Here is a 5,393-nt window from a genome sequence, read left to right as displayed (position 1 = left end):
CTGTTCGCGTTGCCATAGGGCACATAGTGACACGCCGGTAGACACCGGTACGACCCGGCCGGCCGACGTAGCGCCGGGCGGAGCCCGTCTCGACGACGTCGGGCGTCCGCGTTCGGTTGCCGCCACCGCGGCAATCGCGCGGGTGACGCGTCCCCTCACGCCACGCCTGCTCCGGCACTCCACGCCGTTCCGTCCCGATCTGGTCGTCGTGACGCCGGCTGGTATACCGGTCGTCCACCCACAGGAGTCACTTGAGCTGGAACGCTCCGGCGTCCCGCACCTGCTTGCCGGTGTTCGTGAGACAACCGCGGTGATCGGGCCACTTGTACTACCTGGGGTGACATCATGCCTACACTGCCAGCATCTCCGCCGCCGAGGCATGGAGCCGGCCTGGCCACTGCTGGCCCTGCAGATGTCCCGCCGTCCGGACACGGGGGTTGACGCCTGCGACGTGACGCTCGCCGCCGTCGCCGCCGGGCTCACCGCCATGCAGGCACTCGCTCTTATTGATCACAACGACCACGGCGCCGGCCGTCACGACCAGGCACAGGGGCTGGGGCAACTGCGTCAGCCGACGGCCGAAGAGCTGCCCACCATCGACGGGACACTGGAAATGACGATTTCCGACCTTCGGCTCCGGCGCCGATCGTGGTCGATTCACCCCTCGTGTCCTTGTCATAGTGCTCGGCTGCTAGCAGCTGCATGCACCGGGGAGGCCGAGGACAAGCCGGCGGGCGGGGACCCGGACGAGGACGAAGCCTCCGATCGGGCGGATCGGAGGCCGTGACCGAGTGAACCGGACGCTGTGGCCGGGCGGAGCGAGCACCATCCAGGGGTCGCCACCCACCGAACCCGCCGTCATCATTACAGTGAGTAGTATTAAGGCTGCAAGCTACGATCCCTCCTGCCTCCCGTCCACAGAACAGGCACGATGGAGTTGTGTCCGAAATCCCAAAACGCGCGGTCGTCCGCACCGCCAAGCTGGCGAGCCTTCCCCTCGGCTTCGCCGGGCGGGCCACGATCGGTGCGGGTAAACGACTCGGCGGACGCCCCGCTGAGATCGTCGCCGCGGAACTGCAGCAGCGCACCGCTGCTCAGATCTTCCGTGTCCTCGGCGAGCTCAAGGGCGGCGCGATGAAGCTCGGGCAGGCTCTGTCGGTCTTCGAGGCGGCGCTGCCCGAGGACGTCGCACGGCCCTACCGGGCGGCGCTGACGAAGCTGCAGGACACCGCACCCGCCCTGCCCGCGGCTTCGGTCCATCGCGTGCTCGCCGGCGACCTCGGCGCGGATTGGCAGGCGAACTTCCTCAGCTTCGACGACACCCCGGCCGCCGCGGCGAGCATCGGCCAGGTGCACCGCGCCGTGTGGGCGGACGGACGCGAGGTCGCGGTGAAGATCCAGTATCCGGGTGTCGGTCCGGCCCTGCTCGGCGATCTCACCCAACTCGGGCGCGCAGCGCGGCTGTTCAGCGCTGTCGCCCCTGGTCTGGACATCAAGCCGCTGGTCGCCGAACTGAAGGAACGGATCCTCGAGGAGCTCGACTACCGCCTGGAAGCAGCATGGCAGGCGGCCTTCGCCGAGGCGTTCGACCACGATCCCGACATTCATGTGCCTAGGGCCGTCGCCGCGACCGATCACGTGCTGATCACGGAGTGGATCGACGGCAAGCCCCTGTCAACGATCATAAACAGTGGCACGGACGCCGAACGCGACCGGGCCGGGCTGCTGCTCGTGCGCTTCCTGTACTCCTGTCCCGCGCGGGTCGGCCTTCTGCACTCCGACCCGCATCCCGGTAATTTCCGGCTGCTGGCAGACGGCCGCCTGGGCGTCCTGGACTTCGGCGCGGTCAACCGCCTTCCGGACGGGCTGCCCGAACCCATCGGCCGGCTCAGCCGGTTGGCGCTGGAAGGCGACGCGGACGCGGTCATGGCGGGTCTGCGGGCTGAGGGTTTCATCCTGCCGACGGTGAAGATGAAGGCGGCGGACCTCCTCGACTACCTGGTGCCGCTTCTCACACCTGTCACCGCCGAGGAGTTCCGCTTCTCCCGCAACTGGCTGCGAGGAGAGGCCGTCCGGCTGGGCGACCCCCGCTCCCCCGCGGCCCAGCTCGGCCGCCAGCTCAACCTGCCCCCGTCCTACCTGCTGATCCACCGCGTCACCCTGGGTGCGGTCGGCATCCTGTGCCAGCTTGGCAGCGCAGGGGCGTTCCGTGCCGAGATGCAGCGCTGGCACCCCGGCTTCGCCCCGCCGGGGTCGGCAGCGGCCGAACACGCGGCCTGGGCGAACCGACCCGGACGCGAGGTACCGGCGCTCGCCGTCGAGATGGACGCCGGTGTGATCCGGCCGCTCGCGTCCGGATCCCCGCACGGGTTGTTCGTCCCGGCACCGCTGCCGGGGACTCCGGCGCCACCGTCGGGGGCCTCGCCGACGGGCGGCACCGATGACGGCGACGGCAGCGATGACGGTGGCTCCGATCCGATACGACCCGTCGCGGAGCAACCGACGTCGGCCGGCGGCACGGCAGGCGCACCCGCCCCGCGAACGCCATCCTCCAGCGCCGGTACCCCGTCCAGACAGCCGAAACGGACCAGGCGGCCCCGGCAGCCGAAGGTCCCAACGCCGCCCAGGCCACGCGACGCCGCCGACGAACAGGATCTTCCCGCCGCCACGACACCCGGTAACGCCCGGCCAGGTAACGACAGCTCCGGCACACGAAACCCACCCGAAACAGCCGCCGAAACCACCTGAGCCACGTCCATCCCGCAGCGCGGAGCAGCGATACGTTCGGCTGGACGTTTCCGAGCCTGTGACCTGCACCGGCGGACGTCGGCGGACATACATGGACGTATCGCCGAGGAGTACGGATCAGATGATTCGTCGGCTCGTCGCATGGCGTGCGAATCGCAGGAAGGTGACCGCGCCGCTTCCGCGGCCGCTATTCGCTCGGAGAGCTCAGTGGTTTGAGTCGATCAAGGGGTGATCGGACGGAGCTACGTGGGTGGCGTCGCCACGCCGGCCCGCACGCACCCCGCGGATGCCGAGCCAGCCGACGGCGGTGCCGATCGCGAGGGAGACGACGGCCAGGACCAGGTGGACGAGGAAGAAGCCGGTCGGGCCGTCGTCCCAGGATCGATCATCTTTCCAGATGTTCCGCATGAAGTTCGGCCAGATCGCCCACGTCCACACGCCGACCGCGATCAGGAACCAGGATGCCCGCTTCGACAGAGTCACCCCATCAGCCTGGCATCCGCAGACAGCCGTGGTCTCTCGGTGGGGGCGCGAGTTCGGACACGCTGACCGCCATAGGTGTGACCGACAGATGTCACCATCTGCAACCACCTACGAGCCACCTGCCGCACTCTCAGCAGAACAGACAAAACCCCGGGGGCTTGCCGCCTGAGCGGTAGAGGTCCTCCGGGGTGTCCACCTCGTAGTATAGAAGATCGGTAGCCCGATGTCGAACGCCCTGACCCCGTCCCACGATCTCGCGGCGCGCCTCCGGCGCAAGCTGAGCGCCGAACGCCTCGGCCCGTACGAGCACGTCTGCGATCACGACCTTGGGCGGGCAATGGCCCTCTACGCGTGGAACAGCAGCATCAGCGCCGCCTTCTACGAAGCCCTCGGACTCCTCGAGATCGTCTTGCGGAACGCTCTGCACGAGCAGCTCACCATCTGGCACGCCCGCCGGCACAGACAAGGCCACTGGTACGACGATCCGACCGCTCTCCTCGAAGCCCATCGGCGTCAGGACATCTCCGACGCCCGTGCCCGGCTGCAACACGACAGAAAGATCGTCATCCCCGGCCGGATGGTCGCCGAGCTGACCTTCGGCTTCTGGCGCTACCTCCTGTCCCGACGCTACGAGACAACGCTGTGGACCCCTATGCTCCGCCATGCGTTTCCGAACCTCCGCCCGGCGCAACGAGCCAAGGTCTACACACCCGTCAACGATCTCGTCCGACTTCGCAACCGCATCGCGCACCACGAACCGATCCACAACCGGCCGCTGGAGCAGATGTACGCCGACCTGCTACGCGTGGCCGGCTACCTGGGCTCCGACGTCCGAACATGGATCCAGGAGCGCAGCCCCGTACCCCGTCTCCTGCTCAGCCGGCCGGTCCCGGCAGTACCCGCGCCACGGCGGTCGTCTAAGCCAGTACCTGGGTCATAAGTGAATGCTCCACACCTTCGGCCAGATCGCCCACGTCCACGCACCGGCCGCGATCAGGAACCAGGGCGCCCGCTTCGACAGAGTCACCCACCTGGCCTCGCCCTGACCAGCTCGTGTACCGACCGCTCGTATCAGGCGTCCGCGGCGGGGGCGCCGAGGTAGAGAAAGCCGTATGCCTCGTCGCGAAAGGGGATACCGGCGGCGCGCAGCGCCTCGTCCCAATCCCCCGTGCACGCGGGATTCGCACCTTCGCTGCCGTGGTCCGCGGTCAGCAGGATGGCGGTGTCGTCGGCGAGTCCGCGGGCTTCCAGCAGGTCGAGGAAGACCCCGAGGCGCCGGTCGGCATCGACCATCGACGCCCGGGCCTGCGGCGAATAGGGCCCGCCACCGTGGTGCCCGGTATCGGTCACCGTGGTGTTCCACCAGGTGAACGCGGGCGGCTCCGCCTCCTCACCCCACAGTTGGCTGACCTGCGCGAGGCCGAGCGCGTCCACCTGCGTCGACCAGGCGTAGTCCGGGTCGGCGGCCACCCATTCCTGGGTCGCATGTGGGTCGTCCGACGCGGACGGCAGATGCTGGCCCAGCCCGCCGGCACCGTCGGTACTGTTCATCGCCCGGACGACCCCGAACGTCGAATACGTCGCGCCCCGGTCGATCGGCTCGTTGACGCAGGCCGTCGACACCCCGGGCCGGGAGGCGGCGATCGCCTCGAACACCGTCCGCACGCCCGGCCGGAGCTGCTCGCAGGCCACATGCCAGGTGGCCGCGTCGTTGGCGACGATCCGGCGTCCGGTCTCCCGGTCGAAGTAGACGTTGTTCAGGATGCCGTGCCGCCCCGGGCCGACACCGGTCAGCGCGCAGGTGTGGTTCGTCAGGGTGACGCTGGGAAACTCCGCAACGGCACCACCGGTCAGGGCAGCGCCCCGCGCCAGCAGGCGGGCGATCGCCGGCAGTTCGCCGTCGCCGGCCATGTTCAGCAGGTCGTTACAGTTCACGCCGTCCCAGAGCAGGCCGACGACGTGACGGGCACCGGGCACACACAGGTCCGCGAGGGTCCGGCCGTCGACGTCCAGGCCGTCCGCACCCGTCATGGACGCCCCGGCCAGGTACGCCAGGGTCGGTGCGACGTCGATGACGCGGGCTGAACGCGCAAGCAGCCCCCGCCTGCGGACGCCGGCCCCGGACAGCAGCAGCGGGGCTCGGGACTGGCCGGCGTCCAGCG

At 69.3% G+C, this 5,393-nt stretch carries 4 protein-coding genes and 1 pseudogene; 3 read left to right on the top strand and 2 right to left on the bottom strand.

The annotated features are described in order from the left end of the window. Both DD1DGNOD_RS05260 and DD1DGNOD_RS05255 read left to right on the top strand, forming a co-directional pair. Positions 1-787, top strand: a pseudogene (locus tag DD1DGNOD_RS05260) (ThiF family adenylyltransferase); the annotation flags it as partial. 152 nt (positions 788-939) lie between these two features. Further along, positions 940-2,748, top strand: coding sequence for an ABC1 kinase family protein (locus DD1DGNOD_RS05255; protein WP_131765524.1), 1,809 nt, complete (start codon positions 940-942; stop codon positions 2,746-2,748). A 204-nt stretch (positions 2,749-2,952) separates the two neighbouring features. On the opposite strand, the gene DD1DGNOD_RS05250 is transcribed toward DD1DGNOD_RS05255, so the two are convergent. Further along, on the bottom strand, positions 2,953-3,231 hold the full coding sequence (locus DD1DGNOD_RS05250; protein ID WP_131765523.1) for an SCO4848 family membrane protein: 279 nt from the start codon (positions 3,229-3,231) through the stop codon (positions 2,953-2,955). 223 nt (positions 3,232-3,454) lie between these two features. Between DD1DGNOD_RS05250 and DD1DGNOD_RS05245 the strand changes: the two genes are divergently transcribed. Continuing rightward, positions 3,455-4,171, top strand: coding sequence for an Abi family protein (locus DD1DGNOD_RS05245; protein ID WP_131769576.1), 717 nt, complete (start codon positions 3,455-3,457; stop codon positions 4,169-4,171). A 131-nt stretch (positions 4,172-4,302) separates the two neighbouring features. Here DD1DGNOD_RS05245 and DD1DGNOD_RS05240 read toward each other — a convergent pair. Next, positions 4,303-5,393: alkaline phosphatase family protein (locus tag DD1DGNOD_RS05240; protein WP_206442961.1), on the bottom strand; the 1,091-nt coding region annotated here is incomplete at its 5' end.

The sequence above is a fragment of the Candidatus Protofrankia californiensis genome, from assembly GCF_900634765.1.
In the GTDB taxonomy this organism is placed as follows: domain Bacteria; phylum Actinomycetota; class Actinomycetes; order Frankiales; family Frankiaceae; genus Protofrankia; species Protofrankia californiensis.
This window is presented reverse-complemented; position numbering and strand designations above follow the sequence as displayed.

Bases quoted from the DNA above. Each gene is read 5' to 3' on its own strand.
- DD1DGNOD_RS05245 (WP_131769576.1), top strand. From the start codon at position 3,455: ATGTCGAACGCCCTGACCCCGTCCCACGATCTCGCGGCGCGCCTCCGG.